We start from the raw sequence: 19,861 nt of genomic DNA on the forward strand, positions 1-19,861 counted from the left end.
CAAGGCTTCTTTGCGTTGAGGTCTACACACGACATACGGTGCGAGGATGCGCGTCCACAAGGAGAGGCTGCGTGGCTGGAGACGTAGGGTCGCCGCATGCGATATGACCTGATCATCTTCGACAACGACGGCGTGCTCGTCGACAGCGAGCGTATCTCCAACACCATCCTGGCCCGCTATCTCACGGAGCTTGGGCACCCCACGTCGTACGAGGACTCGATACGCGACTACATGGGGTCGGCGATGCACCGTATCCATGACCTCGTCCTGCAACGCACGGGCCGGCGCCTGCCGGAGGACTTCGATGAGACTTTCCACGGCCGGGTGTTCGCGGCGTTCGAGCGCGAACTGCAGCCGGTTTCCGGGGCGATGGAACTGGTGGAGAAGCTGGCCGCGGACGACGTCGCGTACTGTGTCGGATCCTCCGGAAGCCATGAGCGGATCAGGGTGGGGCACCGGAAGACGGGTCTGGACCGTTGGTTCACCGCGGAGCGTGTCTTCAGCTCGCAGGATGTGGGGCGCGGGAAGCCGGCGCCGGATCTCTTTCTGCACGCGGCACGGGAGATGGGCGTGGCTCCGGAGCGGTGCGCCGTGATCGAGGACAGCCCGCTGGGGGTGCAGGCGGCGGTGGCCGCGGGGATGGACGTATTCGGGTTCACGGCGATGACGCCGCGGGAGAAGCTGGCAGAGGCCGGGGCCACGGCGCTGTTCGGCCACATGACGGAATTGCCGGAGCTGTTGCGGTAGGACGCGAACTTCGGGGCCGTGCGCAGAAGGAGTTACGGTGCCGGGTGCCTGCCGCAGAGCTGCGCGGTGACGGAGTGAGGAGCGTAGGAGAACCCACGCGCATATACGGCCGCTCCTTCGGGGGCCGGAGTCCCTATACGGTGACGGGCATGAGCGGCCGCGCACAGTTGATGTGGGATGAGGCAGTAACGGGGTACGACTTCGGGGCCGGGCATCCGATGGACCCGGTCCGGCTCGCACTGACCATGCGTCTGGTGGAGGCGTTCGAACTCGACCGGGGGCCGCTGAAGGTCGTCGCGGCCAAGCCGGCCGGGGACTCGACACTGCGGCTGGTGCATCGCCAGGACTACGTCGAGGCGGTCCGGCGGGCCTCCGCCGACCCCGCGTCCGCGGATAGGTCGTACGGGCTGGGGACGGCGGACGATCCGGCGTTCGTGGGGATGCACGAGGCGGCCGCGCTGATTGCCGGGCAATCAGTCGGTGCGGCGGAGGCGGTGTGGCGCGGTGAGGTGACGCATGCGGTGAACTTCACCGGCGGGCTGCACCATGCGATGCCCGGCGGCGCGTCCGGCTTCTGTATCTACAACGACGCGGCGCTGGCGATTGCCCGGCTGCTGGAGCTGGGCGCCGAGCGGGTCGCGTATGTGGATGTGGACGTGCACCATGGCGACGGGGTGCAGGCGGCCTTCTGGGAGGACCCGCGAGTTCTGACGATTTCGCTGCACGAGCATCCGCGGACGCTCTTCCCGCAGACCGGGTGGCCTGAGGAGACGGGTGGGGAAGGCGCGGTGGGCACCGCGGCGAATGTGGCGCTGCCGGCCGGGACCGGGGACGAGGGCTGGCTGCGCGCGTTCCACGCGGTGGTGCCGGAACTGCTCGGCGCCTTCCGGCCACAGGTGATCGTCAGTCAGCACGGCGCGGACACCCACTTCGAGGACCCGCTGGCGCACCTCGCGGTCAGCCTGGACGCGCAGCGTGTGGTGGCCGAGGCCTGTCATTCGCTGGCGCATGAGCTGGCGGAGGGGCGGTGGGTGGCGCTTGGCGGTGGCGGCTATGCGGTGGTCGACGTGGTGCCGAGGAGCTGGACGCATCTGGCGGCGATCGCGGCGGGACGGCCGATCGACCCGGGCGCGATGGTACCGGAGTCCTGGCGGCGGGAAGTGTTTCGCCGTACGCGTCAGCTGGCGCCGCAGCGGATGACGGACGGCCGCACACCGCAGTGGCGGCAGTTCGTCGACCACGGCTACGACCCGGCCGACCGCCTGGACCAGGCGGTGCTGGTCACCCGCCGGGCGGTGTTTCCGGCGCATGGGCTGATGTCTTAGGGGCGGTGGCCCCTAGGGGGTGGTCGAACAGATCCCCTAGGGGATGTGAGCGCCCCCTCGGGGCCACAACAAGGCGGGGTGGGGGTGCTATTCCCGTGGCGTGGGAGTCGCATGAGCGGTGCGTGGTACGGCTGCGACGGCAGCTGCGGGGTTCTGCGGCGGCAACAGCGGGGTTCTGCGATGGCATACGTCGACCGGGACGCTCAGGCGGCAACCGGGGGCGCTCAGGCGGCAGCTGGGGCCTCGTGGGGGTGGGCGGGGCCGAGGCTGGGCTGTTCGGGAGTGGCGGGGCGTGGTGGGGATCTGTGGGGGTTCTGGTTCTGGTTCCAGTTGTTGTTCTGGTTCTGTTGTTGGGGGTGGTGGGGGTGTGATCCGGACGAGGTCTGCGGACGAGGTCTGGCGGCTCGTCGTGGGGTGTGGGGGGTGTGGGCGGGGGCTCAGGGGGGTCCGGTGGTGCGCGGGTCTCAGGCGGCGGGCGGACTGGGGAGCGAGCCGTTGAGCAGCGGCGATCAGGGGGCGGGAATTGATGATCAGTACGACTGATAGATCATCGGGGCGTGGTCAGTTAATTGCGGGCATTCCTTCGTCCGGGCGAATTTCGTTCGGCGTCGGCCTTTTGATCTTCCCGGCTACCGGCGAATTCCCTTTGACGCGCCCTGTTTTGATCAACGGCGGCTCCCTACAATCCCGTCCACATCTAGCTCAGGACGCCTGAGCGTGCTTCCGCGCGCCCATGTGCCAAACGTCAAGGAGGACGAATGGCGGGGCCTCACACCCCTCAGATGCTTGACACCCCCTCTTTTTTTCTGGCCGGGCCCTCGCTGACGGCGGGCAACCGCGGCATCGTGCTGGTGATCGCCGTGGTCGCCCTGGCAGCACTGGCTGTCGCGGCGGTGCTGGTCCGCCAAGTGCTCTCGGCCGGCGAGGGAACCGACAGTATGAAGAAGATCGCGGCGGCTGTGCAGGAAGGCGCGAATGCCTACCTGGCCCGGCAGTTGCGGACCCTCGGGGTATTCGCCGTCGTGGTGTTCTTCCTGCTCATGCTGCTGCCCGCGGAAAATTGGACGCAGCGCGCCGGACGCAGCGCCTTCTTCCTGGTCGGCGCCGGATTCTCGGCGGCCACCGGCTATATCGGCATGTGGCTCGCGGTGCGCAGCAATGTGCGGGTCGCGGCGGCCGCCCGGGAGGCCACACCGAGTGAGGGGGACAACCGGGAAAGGGATCTTACGGCGGTCGCGCACAAAGCGATGAAGATCGCATTCCGCACCGGCGGTGTGGTCGGCATGTTCACCGTCGGCCTCGGCCTGCTCGGCGCGTCGTGCGTGGTGCTGGTGTACGCGGTCGACGCCCCCAAGGTGCTGGAGGGCTTCGGGCTCGGCGCCGCGCTGATCGCGATGTTCATGAGGGTCGGCGGCGGCATCTTCACCAAGGCCGCGGACGTCGGCGCCGACCTCGTCGGCAAGGTCGAGCAGGGCATTCCCGAGGACGACCCGCGCAACGCCGCGACCATCGCGGACAACGTGGGCGACAACGTCGGCGACTGCGCCGGTATGGCGGCCGACCTGTTCGAGTCGTACGCGGTGACCCTGGTCGCCGCCCTCATCCTGGGCACCGCCGCGTTCGGCGACGCCGGGCTCGCCTTCCCGCTGCTGGTGCCGGCCATCGGCGTGCTCACCGCGATGATCGGCATCTTCGTCGTGGCACCCCGGCGCCGCGACCGCAGCGGCATGACGGCCATCAACCGCGGCTTCTTCATCTCCGCGGCCATCTCGCTGGCCCTGGTGGCCGCTGCCGTCTACGCCTACCTGCCGTCCAGCTACCGCGATCTGACCGGCGTCACCGACCCCGCCCTCCTGGGCCACAGCGGCGACCCGCGGATGCTGGCGCTGGTGGCGGTCGCGATCGGCATCGTGCTCGCCGCCCTGATCCAGCAGCTGACCGGCTACTTCACCGAGACCAACCGGCGGCCCGTACGGGACATCGGGAAGACCTCGCTGACCGGACCGGCCACCGTCGTCCTCTCCGGTATCTCGGTCGGCCTGGAGTCGGCCGTCTACTCGGCGGTGCTGATCGGCCTCGGGGTCTACGGGGCGTTCCTGCTGGGCGGCACCTCCATCACGCTGGCGCTGTTCGCGGTGGCACTGGCCGGCACCGGCCTGCTGACCACCGTCGGCGTGATCGTGGCGATGGACACGTTCGGTCCGGTCTCCGACAACGCGCAGGGCATCGCGGAGATGTCGGGTGACGTCACGGGTGACGGCGCGAAGGTGCTGACCGACCTGGACGCCGTCGGCAACACCACCAAGGCCATCACCAAGGGCATCGCCATCGCCACCGCCGTGCTGGCCGCGTCCGCGCTCTTCGGCTCGTACCGGGACGCGATCGCCACCGCCGTACGGGAAGTCGGCAGCGCCGCGAGCGGGATGGGGCTCAGCCTGGACATCTCGCAGCCGAACAACCTGGTCGGACTGGTCCTTGGCGCCTCGGTCGTCTTCCTGTTCTCCGGGCTGGCGATCAACGCGGTGTCGCGGTCGGCCGGTTCGGTGGTCTTCGAGGTGCGACGGCAGTTCCGCGACAGGCCCGGAATCATGGACTACACCGAGAAGCCGGAGTACGGGCGGGTCGTCGACATCTGCACCAAGGACGCGCTGCGCGAACTGGCCACCCCCGGGTTGCTGGCGGTGCTCACCCCGATCGCGGTGGGCTTCCTGCTCGGTGTGGGCGCGCTCGGCTCGTTCCTGGCCGGTGCGATCGGCACCGGCACGCTGATGGCCGTCTTCCTCGCCAACTCCGGTGGCGCCTGGGACAACGCCAAGAAGCTGGTCGAGGACGGTCACCACGGCGGCAAGGGCAGCGAGGCACACGCCGCGACCGTCATCGGTGACACCGTCGGCGACCCGTTCAAGGACACCGCGGGCCCCGCTATCAACCCGCTGCTGAAGGTCATGAACCTGGTGGCGCTGCTGATCGCCCCCGCTGTGGTCAAGTTCTCGTACGGCGAGGACAAGAGCCTCGGCGTACGGATCGGGGTCGCGGTGCTGGCTCTCGCCGTCATCGTCGGCGCGGTGTACGCGTCCAAGCGGCGCGGTATCGCCGTGGGTGACGAAGGCAACTCCGACGAGAAGGAGAACCTCGCCAAGTCGGCCGAGACCGCGGTGGCGTCCTGACCGGACCGGATGGCCGACGGGGGGCGCGGAACGCTCAACTGGGCGGGTGGACGGCGTCGTTCATGGCGGAACCATGGACGCCGGTCACCCGCCCTCCGTGTGCCCGCGGGGCCGTACGGCGCCGGGCCCGCCCTTGATGCAAATGGCTGCAATGAGGCGCGGAGGGGATGCCCGACCCCGGAGCCGGGCCCTTCGAACGTGTATGTTCCGGGGCCGAGAGCCATGGAAGGGACCAATCCGGTGAACAAGAAGCTTCCGGTGAACAAGAAGCTTGTGGCTGCACTGTCCGGCGGTGCCGCACTGTTGCTCGCGCTGACCGGCTGCGGCGAGGACGAGGGCAAGAAGCTCGACGACTGGGCGAAGTCGTTCTGCGACCCCGCGCAGACGCAGTTCAAGAAGATCCAGGACGCCAACGCCGCCATGCAGACGGCGGACAGCGGCAACACGGACTCCAAGAAGGTCCAGGAGACGGACTCGGCGGCCTTCCAGAAGATCTCCGACGCCTACGCCGCGCTCGCCAAGGACCTGGACAAGGCCGGGGGACCGCCCACCGAGAACGGCGAGCAGGCCCAGAAGGACGCGGTCAAGGAGCTCAACTCGCTGTCCAAGGGCTACGCGGACCTCAAGAAGCAGGTCAGCGGCCTTGACGTCAAGGACAAGCTCAAGTTCGCGGACGGCCTGCGGAATCTGTCCAAAGGCATCAACAAGCTCAACAAGCAGAGCGAGGCGGCCTTCAAGAAGCTGGAGGCCGGGGACGTCGGCGTGGCGATGGCCAAGCAGAAGGGCTGTCAGAGCCAGGGCGCCTCCGGTGCGCCGAAGGCCACGCCCAAGAAGTCGTAGCAGTCGTAGGAAGCGGTAGGACGCCGTAAGAAGTCGCAGGAAGTCGCAGGAAGTCGCAGGGAGTCTTGGGCGGCCCGAGGTCCGGGAGTACGCACCGGCGACGGTTGCTCGGGACGGCCCGGCGACGGCTGTTCAGGACGGCCCGGCGACGCGCCCGGGATGAGGCGTGGCGCCGGGCCGTCGCCGATTGTCAGTGGCAGGACCGACAATGGGGGATGTGAGTACGCACCTCCCCACCGCAGATGCCCAGGACCCCGAGAGCCACGACCGAACCGCCCGGCTGCGTGCGGCGTTGCTGGCCGCCGCCTTCACCGCCGACGGGCTGCTGGACCTGCTCGGCGCGTCGGCGTACGCCGCGCTGGCCCGCAGCGAGACCGTCCCCGCGCTGCGGGCGACCCGCGGCGACAGCCCGTTGGAGACACTGGTGCGGCTGTTCCTGCTGCAGCGTCCGGTGGAGCTGCGGCGGGCGCGGGCGGCCCTGCCGGTCGCGGAGTGCCTCGCCGACGGCTGGCTGGTGCAGGACGGGGACGAGGTCCGCGCCACGGTGGACGTACGCCCGTACGGCGGGCCCGAGGGGCAGGACTGGTGGATCGTCTCCGACCTGGGCTGCGCGGTCGGCGGCGCGGGCGGTATCCGGGGCGTCGGGGACGTGGACCGCTCGCAGCTGGTCCTCGGTGTCGGCGGCGCGTCCACGACGCTCGCCGGGATCACGGTGCGCCGGCCGGTCGCCAAGGCCCTCGACCTCGGTACGGGCTCCGGCATCCAGGCGCTGCACGCCGCCCAGCACGCGAGCCGGGTCACCGGCACGGACCTCAACCCCCGGGCGCTGCGGATCGCCGCGCTGACGCTGGCGCTCTCCGGGGCGGGCGCCGCGGATCTGCGGGAGGGCTCGCTGTTCGAGCCGGTCGCGGGCGAGACCTACGACCTCATCGTGTCCAACCCGCCGTTCGTGATCTCGCCCCGGCCGGCCGACGGGGCCCGGCTCACCTACCGCGACGGCGGCATGGGCGGTGACGACCTGTGCCGGACGCTGGTCCAGCAGTCGGCGGCGCATCTCAACGACGGCGGCTACTGCCAGCTGCTGGCCAACTGGCAGCACGTCGCGGGCGAGGAGTGGCACGAACGGCTGCGCTCCTGGGTGCCGCGCGGCTGCGACGCCTGGATCGTGCAGCGCGAGGTGCAGGACGTCGCCCAGTACGCCGAGCTGTGGCTGCGGGACGCCGGCGCCCACCGGGCCGGCCCGGAGACGTACGCCGCGCAGTACGACGCCTGGCTCGACGAGTTCGAGGCGCGGAAGACCAGGGCCGTCGGCTTCGGCTGGATCACCCTGCGCAAGTCCGGGTCCGCCAGCCCGTCCGTCACCGTCGAGGAGTGGCCGCATCCGGTCGAACAGCCGCTGGGGGAGGCGGTGGTGCGCCACTTCGAGCGGCAGGACTACCTGCGGGCCACGGACGATGCCGCGCTGCTGGCCGGTCACTTCCGGCTCGCCGACGAGGTGGTGCAGGAGCAGGTCGGGCTGCCCGGGGCGGAGGACCCCGAGCATGTGGTGCTGCGTCAGAACCGCGCTATGCGGCGGGCGACGAAGGTGGACACGGTCGGTGCGGGCTTCGCCGGGGTCTGCGACGGCTCGCTGTCGGCCGGCCGGATCCTGGACGCCATCGCCCAGCTCGTCGGCGAGGACCCGGTCCTGCTGCGGGACCGTACGCCGGCCTCGATCCGGACGCTGGTCGAGCAGGGGTTCCTGGAGCCGGTGGCGGCCGGTGGACCGGGGGTGCCCGGGGGCCCGGAGGCGGGGGTGGGGGCCTGATGGGGAGGCACTGACGGTGTGAGCCGCGCGTCGGTGTGCCCGGCCGGGCACGCCTGCGGGGCGTGCGGGAGCCTGCGGGGGCGTGCGGGAGTTCGTACGGGACGGGCGGAACGGCGGGACGGAAGGCGTTCATCCGGCGTTCGCCGGGGTGCCGTCCCGGGATGCCACGCTGCCCGGATGGAGAGAGGACCCGAGGTGTTCGCCGGGGTGGCGTTCGCGCTGTTCGGCGCCGTACTGCTGGTGTGGACGGGCGTCTGCGCACGGACCGGCGCACCGGTCGCCGACGGCGTCGCCCGGCCGGTCGCGACCGGGACGGCGCTGCTGGCCGGGGTGGTCTTCCTGGTCACGGGGTGCGCGCTGCTGGCGGAGCTGTAGCGCCTGCGAGAGCTCGCCTTCGGAAATCTCTGCGGGAGCCCGTTCGGGAACCTCTGCGGGAGTCACTTTCGGACGGTTCTGTAACAGCCGGCCGACAGTTGGCCGATATGCGGCGGTACGCGGAACGCGGGCGGGCTCCCGGCCATGTTCCTCGGTGAAGGTCACCAACGGCCCACACACCGTAAGTGAGGAACTCTCATGAACCGTGCACTTCGCTACGCCACCGTCGGCGTCATCGCCGTCTCCCTGCTCGCCGGTGGCTCGGCCGCCGCCTTCGCCGCACCGCAGGATCTCCACGCCGCCAAGCCGGCCGCGGCGGCTGCCAAGCCCGCCGCCGCCTCGCTGACCGCCAAGGCCAGCGCGACCACGGTCAAGGCCTGGCAGGAGTTCCGGATCTCCGGTGTGGCCAAGGGCATCAAGGCGGGCAGCAAGGTCGGCGTGCAGCAGAAGCAGGGCAAGAAGTGGGTGTCGCTGCCCGCGCAGGCGCCGGTCAACAAGAACGGTTCGTACTCGGTCCGCGTCAAGCTCGGCATCAAGGGCGTCAACGAGCTCCGGATAGCCTCCGGCAAGACGGTCTCGCCGGTGGTCAAGGTCACCGTCCGCTGATCATCGGCTGAGGCGGTCCGCGGCGGCGCCGACTGAACCGTCTGACCGCCCGACCGCCCGACCGTCTGCCCGCCTGGCCGTGTGATCCGCCGGCCGGTCGTCCACCCGACGGCCGGCCGGTCGTTCATCCGACGGCCGGCCGGTCGTCACCCGGCGAGATTGCGGGCGATCATCCATACCGCGGCGATGCCGAGCACCACGGCATTGCCGCGGGCCGTCAGGCCCGGCCGGTACCGGCGTCCACGGAGCCCGGAGACCAGCCAGCGCCCGGCGACGTACGCCACGGCCGGCACGCCCAGGGCGAGCAGCACGGCGTTGTCGTGGACGGCCGCCACGACATCGCCGTGCATCAGGTCGTACGCCATCCGCGTCCCGCCGCACACCGGACACAGCAGGCCGGTGGCCCATCTGAACGGACACGGGAGCAGCAGCTGACCGGGCTGGTGCGGATCGGTGTGCCACAGGTAGACGGCGGCGGCCGCGCCGATGCCGAGCGTGACCGACGCCTGGCGGATGGTGCGGTTCCGGACGGCCGTGCCGGCGGCGGTACCCGTGGCGGTGCTCATGGTGCGGTTCCCCCTCCGAGAGTCCGGCCGACGGCAGCGACGGACTGTTCCCCGTCTCCGCCGGCCGGAGACCATGATGCACAGGGAGGTACAAGGGATGCACAGCGCCCGCTCCCGGGCCGGTGGAAAGCGGCTGATGCGGTCCGGGCGGCATGAAGGCATGTAGTCGGGTTACCGTTCGAGTGGCGTTGCGGGGTTTTTCCGTTTGACACGGGGGCGGGAGGTACCGTCACACTCCGCAGCGTCAAGCGTCACCGCAGTGCCTCCCCGGCGTCCGGCCGGGGGCATTCCCAGCGTCGACCGGAGAGAAGAGCGAAGTTGTCCCCGACCAGCGAAGCCACAGAGGGCGGCGGCCGCCGACTCGTCATCGTCGAGTCGCCTGCCAAGGCGAAGACGATCAAGGGCTACCTCGGCCCCGGCTATGTGGTCGAGGCCAGCGTGGGGCACATCCGCGACCTCCCCAACGGCGCCGCGGAGGTCCCGGCGAAGTACAAGGGGGAGCCCTGGGCCCGGCTCGGGGTGAACGTCGACGCCGACTTCCAGCCGATCTACGTGGTCAACAGCGACAAGCGGGATCAGGTCAAGAAGCTCAAGGCGCTGCTGGCCGAGTCCGACGAGCTCTACCTCGCCACCGATGAGGACCGCGAGGGAGAGGCCATCGCCTGGCACCTCCAGGAGATCCTCAAGCCCAAGGTCCCGGTCAAGCGGATGGTCTTCCACGAGATCACCAAGGACGCGATCCGGGAGGCCGTCGCCCATCCGCGCAGCCTGAACCAGAAACTGGTCGACGCCCAGGAGACCCGCCGGATCCTCGACCGCCTCTATGGCTACGAGGTCTCCCCGGTCCTGTGGAAGAAGGTCATGCCCCGGCTGTCGGCCGGCCGGGTGCAGTCCGTCGCGACCCGTCTCGTCGTCGAGCGGGAGCGCGAGCGCATCGCCTTCCGCTCCGCCGAGTACTGGGACCTGACCGGCACCTTCTCCCCCACGCTCGGCTTCGCTCGCGCGGGGGGACCCCCATCCGGCCGCGCGGGCGACGCCAGTGACCCGTCGACGCTGACCGCCCGCCTGAACACCGTCGACGGCCGCCGCGTCGCCCAGGGCCGTGACTTCGGCCCGAACGGGCAGCTGAAGAGCGGCGCCGACATCCTCCACCTGGACGAGGCGAACGCCCGCGCACTCGCCGCCGCCCTGGAGAACACCGACTTCGCGGTCCGCTCGGTCGAGTCCAAGCCGTACCGCCGCTCGCCGTACGCCCCGTTCCGTACGACCACCCTCCAGCAGGAGGCCAGCCGTAAGCTCGGCTTCGGCGCCAAGGCGACCATGCAGGTGGCGCAGAAGCTGTACGAGAACGGCTTCATCACCTATATGCGTACGGACTCCACCACGCTCTCGGACACCGCGATCGCCGCGGCCCGGGCGCAGGTGACCCACCTGTACGGCGCGAACTACCTGCCGGACCGGCCGCGCACCTACGCCGGCAAGGTCAAGAACGCCCAGGAGGCGCACGAGGCGATCCGCCCCTCCGGCGACCGTTTCCGCACTCCGGCCGAGACCGGCCTGACCGGCGACCAGTTCCGGCTCTACGAGCTGATCTGGAAGCGGACCGTTGCCTCGCAGATGAAGGACGCGACCGGTAACTCCGTCACTGTCAAGATCGGCGGGCGGTCCGCCGACGGCCGGGACGCCGAGTTCACCGCGTCCGGCAAGACCATCACCTTCCACGGCTTCCTCAAGGCCTATGTGGAGGGCGCCGACGACCCCAACGCCGAGCTGGACGACCGCGAGCGCCGGCTGCCGCAGGTCGCCGAGGGCGACCCGCTGGCCGCGCGGGAGATCACCGCGGACGGGCACGCCACCAAGCCGCCCGCCCGCTACACCGAGGCCACACTGGTCAAGGAGCTGGAAGAGCGCGAGATCGGCCGCCCGTCGACGTACGCGTCGATCATCGGCACCATCCTCGACCGGGGCTATGTGTTCAAGAAGGGCACCGCCCTCGTCCCGTCGTTCCTCTCCTTCGCCGTGGTCAACCTCCTGGAGAAGCACTTCGGCCGGCTGGTCGACTACGGCTTCACCGCCAAGATGGAGGACGACCTCGACCGCATCGCCCGTGGTGAGGCGCAGGCCGTGCCGTGGCTGCGGCGCTTCTACTTCGGCGAGGGCGAGGGCTCCGGCGGCGCCGCGGAGGCCGGCAACGGCGACGGTGACCACCTCGGCGGGCTCAAGGAGCTGGTCGAGGACCTGGGCGCGATCGACGCCCGGGAGATCTCGTCCTTCCCGGTCGGCGACGACATCAAGCTGCGGGTCGGCCGCTACGGCCCGTACGTCGAGCGCGGCGAGAAGGGCGAGGAGGGCCACCAGCGGGCCGACGTGCCCCAGGACCTGGCGCCCGACGAGCTGACCGTGGAGTACGCGGAGGAACTGCTGGCCAAGCCCAGCGGCGACTTCGTGCTGGGCGTCGACCCGGACAGCGGCAACGAGATCGTCGCCAAGGACGGCCGCTACGGCCCGTACGTCACCGAGATCCTGCCCGAGGGCACCCCGAAGACCGGCAAGAACGCGGTGAAGCCGCGGACCGCCTCGCTCTTCAAGTCGATGTCCCTGGACACGGTGACCCTGGCGGACGCGCTCAAGCTGATGTCGCTGCCCCGGGTCGTGGGCGCGGACCCCGAGGGCGTGGAGATCACCGCGCAGAACGGGCGCTACGGCCCGTACCTCAAGAAGGGCACCGACTCGCGCTCCCTGGAGAGCGAGGAGCAGCTCTTCACCATCACGCTGGACGAGGCGCTGGCGATCTACGCACAGCCCAAGCAGCGCGGGCGGGCCGCCGCCAAGCCGCCGCTGAAGGAGCTGGGCACGGACCCGGTCAGCGGTAAGCCGGTGGTGGTCAAGGACGGCCGGTTCGGCCCGTACGTCACCGACGGCGAGACCAACGCGACGCTGCGCCGGGACGACGACGTCGAGACGATCACCGCCGAGCGCGGCTATGAGCTGCTGGCGGAGAAGCGCGCCAAGGGACCGGCGAAGAAGAAGACCGCCAAGAAGGCGCCGGCGAAGAAGACGGCGGCGAAGAAGACCGCCGCCAAGAAGACGACGACGGCCAAGAAGACCGCGGCGAAGAAGACGACTACGGCGAAGAAGACGACCGCCAAGAAGGCCACCGCCAAGAAGGCCACCGCGAAGACCGCGGCGGCCGAGAAGACGGCGTCTGCCGAGGACTAGGAGGACTGGGCGGTACGGCCTGGCCGATCAAGGCGGGCGGGCGCGGCGGACACGTTCCGTCGAGCCCGCCCGTTCGCCTGTGAACCCGCCTGTTTGTTCGGCCGGAGGCCCGGAGGCGCCCGACGTCCCGATAGGCTGGCGAGATGACGCGAGCCGAGCAGCCAACGGTCGTGACCCCCACATCAGGCGCCCTAGCGGCGGATTCCCGCGAGCGCGCGATGCGAGCTCTGCTGCGCTTCCCCCCACTGAAGCGACTGTGGAGCGCCCACGGTGTCGGGGCCATCGGCGATGCCCTGTCCATGCTCGTCCTGGTACTGCTCGCCCTCCAGGCGGCGCGGTACGTACCGCCGGGCGGCGAGGCCGTCCTCGGCGGTGGTTACCAGGGCGCGGCCTTCGCGGTCGCCGCGGTCTTCGCGGCCCGGATGCTGGCGACGCTGCTCTTCGGGGCGGTCCTGCTGGGCCCGGTGTCCGCGCTGATCTCTCCCGTCGTCCAGCGCGCGGGCGGAGCGGTGTCCTCCGGGCCGCTGGACCGGCGCTGGACGATGATCGGCGCCGATGTGCTGCGGCTCGCGCTGCTGGTCGTCGCCCCCCTCTGGATCGACTGGACGCCGGCCAACGCGCTGGTCTGGGTGCTGGTCACGGTCTTCGTCACCGGTGTCGCGGAGCGCTTCTGGACCGTCTGCCGGGACAGCGCGGCGCCCGCTCTGCTGCCCGCGCCTCCCCCCGAGGGCGCTGCCGTGCGGCCGCTGCCCGACAACCTGGACGCGCTGCGCCGCCTCTCCCTGCGCACCACCTTCGTGGCGCTGCCGGCCGCGGCCGCCGCCCTGGTGGTCGTCACGCTCGTCAGCAAGCTGCTGGGCACCGGCGTCGACTGGTTCGTCCGCCACGATGCCGCCCTGGGCTCCTATGTGGCCGCCGGTCTGTTCGCGGCCTCCGTGTCGCTCCTCTACTTCATCGAGTTCCCCGGTACCGCCACGCCGCGGCCGCGCTCTCCCCTGGAGGGACTGCGCCGGCCCAAGCCCCCGGCTGTGCCGACTGCCCCGGCCGCCGCCCCGGCCGCCGAGGGTTCTCACGGGTCTCAGGGGGCCCAGGGTTCTCAAGGCGCCCAGGGCTCCCGGGGAGGGCCCGGCAAGGGCCAGGGCCGTACGGGTGCGATCCCGCTGCTCGTGCTGGCCTGCGCGGCGGTCGCCGCCGGGGTCGCCACCGCCGTCGTCCTCGCCGTGCTGCGCGCCTCCGACCTGGGCGGCGGACCGGCCACCTTCGCCCTGCTGGTGCTTGCGCCGACCGGCGGCACCGTCGTCGGCATCCGCGGCGCCCGCCGGGTGCTGCCCGCGCTCTCCCGGCGCCGGCTGCTCGCCCTCGCGGTGGCCGCGACCGGTGTGTCGCTGCTGGCCATGGGCCTGGTCCCGGACACCACGACGGTCCTCCTGCTGGCCCTGCTGGCCGGTGTGAGCGCCGGTACCGCCGCCCATACGGGGCACGTCCTGCTGGACCAGGAGTCCGAGGAGTTCCGCACCGCCCGTACGACCGAGCATCTGCACGCCGTCGTACGGCTCACGGTTGCGCTGGCCGCCCTCGTCGCGCCGCTGCTGGCCGCCGTCATCGGCCCGCACCACCTCGGCGACGGGGCCTTCGCCGTCGCCTACGGGGGCGCGTCCTACACGCTGATGCTGGTCGGCGCGCTGCTGCTGCCGGTCGCCGCCTGGGTCCTGAGCAAGCTCGACGACCGGGCGGGCGTGCCGCTGCGGCGCGATCTGCGCGAGGCGCTGCACGGCGGCGGCGACCCGGACCAGGCGCCCGCCCCCACCGGCTTCTTCATCGCCCTGGAAGGCGGCGACGGGGCCGGCAAGTCCACCCAGGTCGAGGCGCTCGCCGAGTGGATCCGCGGCAAGGGGCACGAGGTCGTGGTGACCCGCGAACCGGGCGCCACCGCCATCGGCAAGCGGCTGCGCGCGATCATCCTGGACGTCGCGACGACCGGGCTCGCGGACCGTGCGGAGGCGCTGATGTTCGCCGCCGACCGTGCCGAGCACGTCAACAGCGTGATCCGGCCCGCCCTGGAGCGCGGCGCGGTCGTCATCACCGACCGCTACATCGACTCCTCGGTCGCCTACCAGGGCGCCGGCCGCGACCTCGCGCCCACGGAGATCGCCCGGATCAACCGCTGGGCGACGGGTGGCCTGGTCCCGCATCTGACCGTGCTGCTCGACATCTCGCCGGAGACCGCCCGCGAGCGTTTCACCGAGGCCCCCGACCGGATGGAGTCCGAGCCCGCCGAATTCCACCAGCGGGTACGGGCCGGGTTCCTGACCCTGGCCGCCGCCGACCCGGCGCGCTACCTCGTCGTCGACGCGGGGCAGGAGCCGGAGTCCGTCACCACCGTCGTACGGCACCGCCTCGACCAGGTGCTGCCGCTGTCCGAGGCCGAGCTCGAGGCGCAGGCCGAGGCCCGTAGGGCGGCCGAGGAAGAGGCCCGGCGCCGGGCCGAGGAGGAGGCCGCGCGCAAGGCCGAGGAGGAGCGCCTGGAGCGCGAGCGCCAGGAGCAGCTCGCCAAACTCCGCGCCGAGGAAGAGGAGCGCAAGCGGCAGGAGGCCGAGCAGGCCAAGGCGCTGGAGGCGGCCCGCCAGGCGGCCGAGGCCCGGCAGCGTGCCGAGGAGGCCCGGCAGGCGGCGGAGGCGGAGCGGCAGCGCCGTGAGGCCGAGGAACGCGCCCGCCAGGCCGAGCGGGAACGGCTGCGCAAGGAGCACGAGGAGCAGGCCCGGCTGCGCAAGGAGGCCGAGGAGCGCCGCCTGGAGAAGCAGCGCAAGGCGGAGGAGGCCCTGCTCCGTGCCGAACAGGCGCGGGTGGCGGCAGCCGAGGCGGCGGCCGCCCAGGAGGCCAGGGCGGCGGCTGAGGCGGAGGCCAGGGCGGCGGCAGAGGCGGCGAAGGCGGCTGAGGCCGCTGAGGCGCCGACGGCTGAGACGCCGGTGGCGGATCTGCGGAAGCGCTATGCGGGGGATGGCGGCGCGGAGACCGGCGGTGCGGCGGCCGACGGGCTGGAGGGCGACGGGCTGGAGGGCGGTGGCGCACCGGCCGGCGGTGTGGAGAACGGCGCCTCCGTGTCCGGTGCGGCGGACGAGACAGCTGTGCTGCCTCCGGTGCGGGATCCGCGCCAGGCCGCCCGGGGCTCCGACGCGGAGGAGACCGCGGTACTGCCGCCCGTACGGCCCGATGACCCCGCCGACCGGGTGCCGCCGTGGATGTTCCGTGAGGAGAACCCGAACGGCGCAGCGTCCGGGGCAGGGGCACCCTCCGCCGCCGATTCGGGCGTCGAGCGGACCCGCGAACTCCCGCAGATCGACCCGGCGACCGGCCGGCCCGTCGAGAGCCCGCAGCCGCCGCAGCGCGGCCGCCGCCGACCCGAATGGGCGGAGGAGACCCCGCTGGACGACCTGCCGACGCTCGCCGATGAGCTGCTCGGCCCGCATCCGGACGCGACGGCGGAGGACGGAGCCGGGGGGACCGGCGGCACCGCGGGTGGTGGCAGCGGTACCGGCGATGACGGCCGCCGCGACGGCCGCGGACGCCGCCGTTAGCTGTGAGCCGTCAGCGGACGGGCCGTCCCGTCCGGAGCCCCCTTCCCGCCCGCTTCCCGCCCCCGTCCGCCGTTTCCCCGACTCCGGATGGCCGCCCGCGAGTGGCCCGGGGCCCGGCTTCGGGATTCGTTTGTCAGTGGGTTGCACCACAATGGGGCAGGCGAGTCAGGACCAGTACGGAACAGACAGGAACGGCAGACGACGATGGCGGTATGGGACGACCTGGTCGGCCAGGACCGGGTGACGGCGCAGCTGGCCGCGGCCGCACGCGATGCGGACGCCATCGTCACCGCCGAGCACGCCGAGAGCGCTGGGAGTGCGGGGGCGGCGCAGGGCCCGTCGGCCGACCGCGTCAGCGCCTCCCAGATGACGCACGCCTGGCTGTTCACGGGCCCACCCGGTTCCGGCCGCTCCAGCGTGGCCCGCGCCTTCGCCGCCGCTCTCCAGTGCTCCCACCACGGCGCCGGCGTCCCTGGCTGCGGTTTCTGCGACGGATGCCATACGACCATGGTCGGCACCCATGCCGACGTCGAGATCGTCCGTACGGACCTGCTCTCCATCGGCGTCAAGGAGACCCGTGACCTGGTCCGCCGCTCCTCCCTCTCCCCGGCGGGCGGCCGCTGGCAGGTGATCGTCCTGGAGGACGCCGACCGTCTCACCGAGGGCGCCGGCAACGTTCTGCTCAAGGCGGTGGAGGAGCCTGCCCCCCGCACGGTCTGGCTCCTCTGCGCCCCCTCCATCGAGGATGTCCTCCCCACCATCCGCTCCCGCTGCCGCCACCTCAGCCTGCGCACCCCTCCCGTCGACGCGGTCGCCGATCTTCTCGTCCGCCGGGACGGCATCGAGCCGGAGGCCGCCGCCCGCGCCGCGCGCGCCAGCCAGGGCCACATCGGCCGGGCCCGTCGTCTCGCCACCGACGAGCGCGCCCGCGCCCGCCGCGCTGCGGTGCTGAAACTCCCGCTCCGTATCGACGACATCGGCGGCTGTCTCAAGGCCGCCCAAGAGCTCATCGACGCCGCCGGGGAGGACGCCAAGCAGGTCGCCGAGGAGGTCGACGCCAAGGAGACCGAGGAGCTGCGTGCTGCGCTCGGTGCCGCAGCCGGGACCGGCGGCCGGCTGCCCCGTGGCACGGCAGGCGTGATGAAGGAGCTCCAGGACAAGCAGAAGCGCCGCGCGACCCGTACCCAGCGCGACAGCCTCGACCTGGCCCTGGTCGACCTCACCGGCTTCTACCGGGATGTCCTCGCCCTCCAGATGGGCGCCCCGGTGCCCCTCGCCAACGACGAGGTCCGCGACAGCGTCCAGCGCGTCGCCGCGGGCTCGACTCCCGAGCGCACCCTGCGCCGCATAGAGGCCGTGATCGCCTGCCGCGAGGCCCTCGACCGCAACGTCGCCCCCCTCCTGGCGGTGGAGGCCATGACCGCATCCCTCCGCGCCGCCTGACCCCCGGCCCGCCACCGCCACCGCCGCCCCCCACTCACCTCCCGCCCCTACCCGCACGGCGCCACTCAAAGTCGCCGCCCCGCTACTCTCCGCCCAGACTTCGGCCTTGAACGACAGGATCAGATCACCGCACCAACAGGGATCGACACCAAGGGACCGCCCATGGCCACCAGCCGCCTGCTCCGCACCCCCGCCGCCGTCCTCGCGGCCACCGCTCTGCTGATCTCCGGCTGCTCCTCGGGACGGTCGACTCCCGACGCCGACGCGTCCCCGGGCCGTACGACCGAGGCCGGCGTCCAGCGCCCCGCCGAGGACGCCACCCTCCAGCCCCTTCCGGCCACCGTTCCGGCCAACCTCCGGCCGTACTACGACCAGAAGCTCAGCTGGCGTCCCTGCGGCGTCGCGGGTTTCGAGTGCACCACCATGAAGGCGCCCCTGGACTACGCCGAGCCCAGTGCGGGCACCGACCTCAAGCTCGCGGTGGCCCGCAAGAAGGCCACCGGCCCGGGTAGCCGGCTCGGCTCCCTCATGGTCAATCCGGGCGGCCCGGGCGGTTCGGCGATCGACTACCTCCAGCAGTACGCGCCCCAGCCCGCATCGGTCCGGGCCCGCTACGACATGGTGGCGATGGACCCACGCGGTGTGGCCCGTAGCGCACCGGTCAAGTGCCTCTCCGACCGGCAGATGGACCGCTACACCGAGACCGACCAGACCCCGGACACCCCGGCCGAGGTCGACAAGCTCACCGCCGCCTTCCGCTACTTCGCCGAGGGCTGCAAATCCCACTCCGGCAAGCTGCTCTCGCACGTTTCCACCATCGAGGCCGCCCGCGACATGGATGTCCTGCGCGCCGCCCTGGGCGACCAGAAGCTCACCTACGTAGGCGCCTCCTACGGCACCTTCCTCGGCGCCACCTATGCTGGTCTGTTCCCGACCCGGGTCGGCCGCCTGGTCCTCGACGGTGCCATGAACCCGGACCTCGACTCCCGCACGGTCAACCGGGACCAGACCGCCGGTTTCAACGTCGCCTTCACCGCGTTCGCCGAGGCCTGCGTCAAGCAGCGGAACTGCCCGCTCGGCCAGAAGAACGCCGAGGACGCCGGCCGGCAGCTCGCCGCCTTCTTCAAGAAACTGGACGCCCGGCCGGTCGCGACGGGCGAGGAGCGCAAGCTCACCGAATCCCTCGCCATGACGGGCGTGATCGCCGCGATGTACGACCAGCGTGCCTGGCCCATGCTGCGTGAGTACCTCGCCCAGGCCAAGGCCGGCAACGGCCGCGGGCTGCTCGCCCTCTCGGACAGCTACTACGAGCGCGAACCGGACGGCCACTACGCCAACCAGATGTACGCGAACCCCGCCGTCAACTGCCTCGACCTCGCGCCCGCCTTCGCCACTCCCGATCAGGTCCGTGCCGCCCTGCCCGGCTTCCGCGAGGCCTCACCGGTCTTCGGCGAAAACTTCGCCTGGGCCGCTCTGAACTGCGCGTACTGGCCGGTCAAGGCCTCCGGAACGGCCCATCGCATCGAGGCCAAGGGCGCCGACCCGATCGTCGTCGTCGGCACCACCCGCGACCCGGCCACCCCGTACACCTGGGCCAAGGCCCTCGCCCAGCAGCTCTCCCGGGCCACCCTCCTCACCTACGAGGGCGACGGTCACACCGCCTACGGCCGCGGCAGCGACTGCATCGACACCGAGATCAACACCTACCTCCTCGAAGGCACCGCCCCACCCAAGAACAAACGCTGCACGTGACCTGTCCCACATCCGCCCCGCCCTCGCACCCCCAGCGCCCCGCGCCCCCGAGGCCGGTGCACCATGGTCGACAAATGGTCAACAAAACGAAGAAACCCCAGGTCATGTACCTGACCTGGGGTTTCCTCTCGGAGCCGCCTTCGGGATTCGAACCCGAGACCTACGCATTACGAGTGCGTTGCTCTGGCCAACTGAGCTAAGGCGGCGTGGTGCGCGGCCCAGTCTACACACCGTTGAGGGGTGCTCCGTACTCGGTCGAGGGGCTGGTCAGAGGGGGCGGCCGGGGAGTGCCGCCGGCTCGGTGAGTGCCGCCCGCCTGGTTTCGGCTCGGTCGGCCGCTGGGTGTCGATCTTCGTCGTCGGTTGTGCCGGGAAGTGTTGGCTGCGGTGGGAATGCCGTGGGGCTGCCGTGGGAATGCCGTGGGGCCGCTGTGGGGCTG

The 19,861-nt window shown here is 71.6% G+C and carries 12 protein-coding genes and 1 tRNA gene; 11 read left to right on the forward strand and 2 right to left on the reverse strand.

The genetic code is table 11. The annotated features are described in order from the left end of the window. The first annotated feature begins 96 nt into the window (after window positions 1–96). The 7 genes from AZE13_RS19865 (at window position 97) to AZE13_RS19895 (ending at window position 8,867) form a co-directional block, all read left to right on the forward strand. Window positions 97–747: an HAD family hydrolase gene (locus AZE13_RS19865; RefSeq protein ID WP_066933466.1), complete on the forward strand. Its 651-nt coding sequence runs from the start codon at window positions 97–99 to the stop codon at window positions 745–747. Window positions 748–896: 149 nt separating this feature from the next. Further along, a complete protein-coding gene (locus AZE13_RS19870; RefSeq protein WP_066933469.1) occupies window positions 897–2,072 on the forward strand; it encodes an acetoin utilization protein AcuC in 1,176 nt (391 codons plus the stop codon). Between the two features lie 758 nt (window positions 2,073–2,830). Then, a complete protein-coding gene (locus AZE13_RS19875) occupies window positions 2,831–5,239 on the forward strand; it encodes a sodium-translocating pyrophosphatase (RefSeq protein WP_066933472.1) in 2,409 nt (802 codons plus the stop codon). 258 nt (window positions 5,240–5,497) lie between these two features. Then, a complete protein-coding gene (locus tag AZE13_RS19880; RefSeq protein ID WP_066933957.1) occupies window positions 5,498–6,079 on the forward strand; it encodes a small secreted protein in 582 nt (193 codons plus the stop codon). A 208-nt stretch (window positions 6,080–6,287) separates the two neighbouring features. Further along, entirely contained in the window at window positions 6,288–7,886 is a 1,599-nt protein-coding gene (locus AZE13_RS19885; protein WP_398780182.1) for a methyltransferase, read from the forward strand. A gap of 177 nt (window positions 7,887–8,063) precedes the next feature. Then, on the forward strand, window positions 8,064–8,261 hold the full coding sequence (locus AZE13_RS19890) for a hypothetical protein (protein ID WP_066933474.1): 198 nt from the start codon (window positions 8,064–8,066) through the stop codon (window positions 8,259–8,261). Between the two features lie 198 nt (window positions 8,262–8,459). Next, entirely contained in the window at window positions 8,460–8,867 is a 408-nt protein-coding gene (locus AZE13_RS19895) for a hypothetical protein (RefSeq protein WP_066933477.1), read from the forward strand. A gap of 146 nt (window positions 8,868–9,013) precedes the next feature. On the opposite strand, the gene AZE13_RS19900 is transcribed toward AZE13_RS19895, so the two are convergent. Beyond that, the gene (locus AZE13_RS19900) at window positions 9,014–9,433 is read right to left on the reverse strand and encodes a DUF2752 domain-containing protein (protein WP_066933479.1); all 420 of its coding nucleotides are present in this window, start codon (window positions 9,431–9,433) and stop codon (window positions 9,014–9,016) included. A gap of 318 nt (window positions 9,434–9,751) precedes the next feature. Here AZE13_RS19900 and topA point away from each other — a divergent pair, with 318 nt between their 5' ends. The 4 genes from topA to AZE13_RS19920 all read left to right on the forward strand — a co-directional run bounded on the left by topA (window position 9,752) and on the right by AZE13_RS19920 (window position 19,422). Beyond that, entirely contained in the window at window positions 9,752–12,652 is a 2,901-nt protein-coding gene (gene topA, locus AZE13_RS19905; protein WP_066933481.1) for a type I DNA topoisomerase, read from the forward strand. Window positions 12,653–12,795: 143 nt separating this feature from the next. Then, window positions 12,796–16,227, forward strand: coding sequence for a dTMP kinase (gene tmk, locus AZE13_RS19910; RefSeq protein ID WP_079124177.1), 3,432 nt, complete (start codon window positions 12,796–12,798; stop codon window positions 16,225–16,227). 204 nt (window positions 16,228–16,431) lie between these two features. Beyond that, window positions 16,432–17,670 (forward strand): DNA polymerase III subunit delta', encoded by a 1,239-nt coding sequence (locus AZE13_RS19915; RefSeq protein WP_066933487.1) that lies wholly within the window; start codon window positions 16,432–16,434, stop codon window positions 17,668–17,670. Window positions 17,671–17,832: 162 nt separating this feature from the next. Then, on the forward strand, window positions 17,833–19,422 hold the full coding sequence (locus tag AZE13_RS19920) for an alpha/beta hydrolase (protein ID WP_066933489.1): 1,590 nt from the start codon (window positions 17,833–17,835) through the stop codon (window positions 19,420–19,422). A 132-nt stretch (window positions 19,423–19,554) separates the two neighbouring features. Here the strand turns inward: AZE13_RS19920 and AZE13_RS19925 are convergent. Further along, a tRNA-Thr gene (locus AZE13_RS19925) sits at window positions 19,555–19,628 on the reverse strand. Window positions 19,629–19,861: the final 233 nt, after the last annotated feature.

It is taken from the genome of Streptomyces sp. NBRC 110611 (assembly GCF_001590865.1).
Taxonomy (GTDB): domain Bacteria; phylum Actinomycetota; class Actinomycetes; order Streptomycetales; family Streptomycetaceae; genus Streptomyces.

What these genes read in the sequence shown, in the direction of transcription:
- AZE13_RS19865 (WP_066933466.1), top strand. Translation starts at nt 97, where the DNA reads ATGCGATATGACCTGATCATCTTCGACAACGACGGCGTGCTCGTCGAC.
- AZE13_RS19870 (WP_066933469.1), top strand. Translation starts at nt 897, where the DNA reads ATGAGCGGCCGCGCACAGTTGATGTGGGATGAGGCAGTAACGGGGTAC.
- AZE13_RS19875 (WP_066933472.1), top strand. Translation starts at nt 2,831, where the DNA reads ATGGCGGGGCCTCACACCCCTCAGATGCTTGACACCCCCTCTTTTTTT.
- AZE13_RS19885 (WP_398780182.1), top strand. Translation starts at nt 6,288, where the DNA reads ATGGGGGATGTGAGTACGCACCTCCCCACCGCAGATGCCCAGGACCCC.
- AZE13_RS19890 (WP_066933474.1), top strand. Translation starts at nt 8,064, where the DNA reads ATGGAGAGAGGACCCGAGGTGTTCGCCGGGGTGGCGTTCGCGCTGTTC.
- AZE13_RS19895 (WP_066933477.1), top strand. Translation starts at nt 8,460, where the DNA reads ATGAACCGTGCACTTCGCTACGCCACCGTCGGCGTCATCGCCGTCTCC.
- AZE13_RS19900 (WP_066933479.1), bottom strand. Translation starts at nt 9,433, where the DNA reads ATGAGCACCGCCACGGGTACCGCCGCCGGCACGGCCGTCCGGAACCGC.
- tmk (WP_079124177.1), top strand. Translation starts at nt 12,796, where the DNA reads ATGACGCGAGCCGAGCAGCCAACGGTCGTGACCCCCACATCAGGCGCC.
- AZE13_RS19915 (WP_066933487.1), top strand. Translation starts at nt 16,432, where the DNA reads ATGGCGGTATGGGACGACCTGGTCGGCCAGGACCGGGTGACGGCGCAG.
- AZE13_RS19920 (WP_066933489.1), top strand. Translation starts at nt 17,833, where the DNA reads ATGGCCACCAGCCGCCTGCTCCGCACCCCCGCCGCCGTCCTCGCGGCC.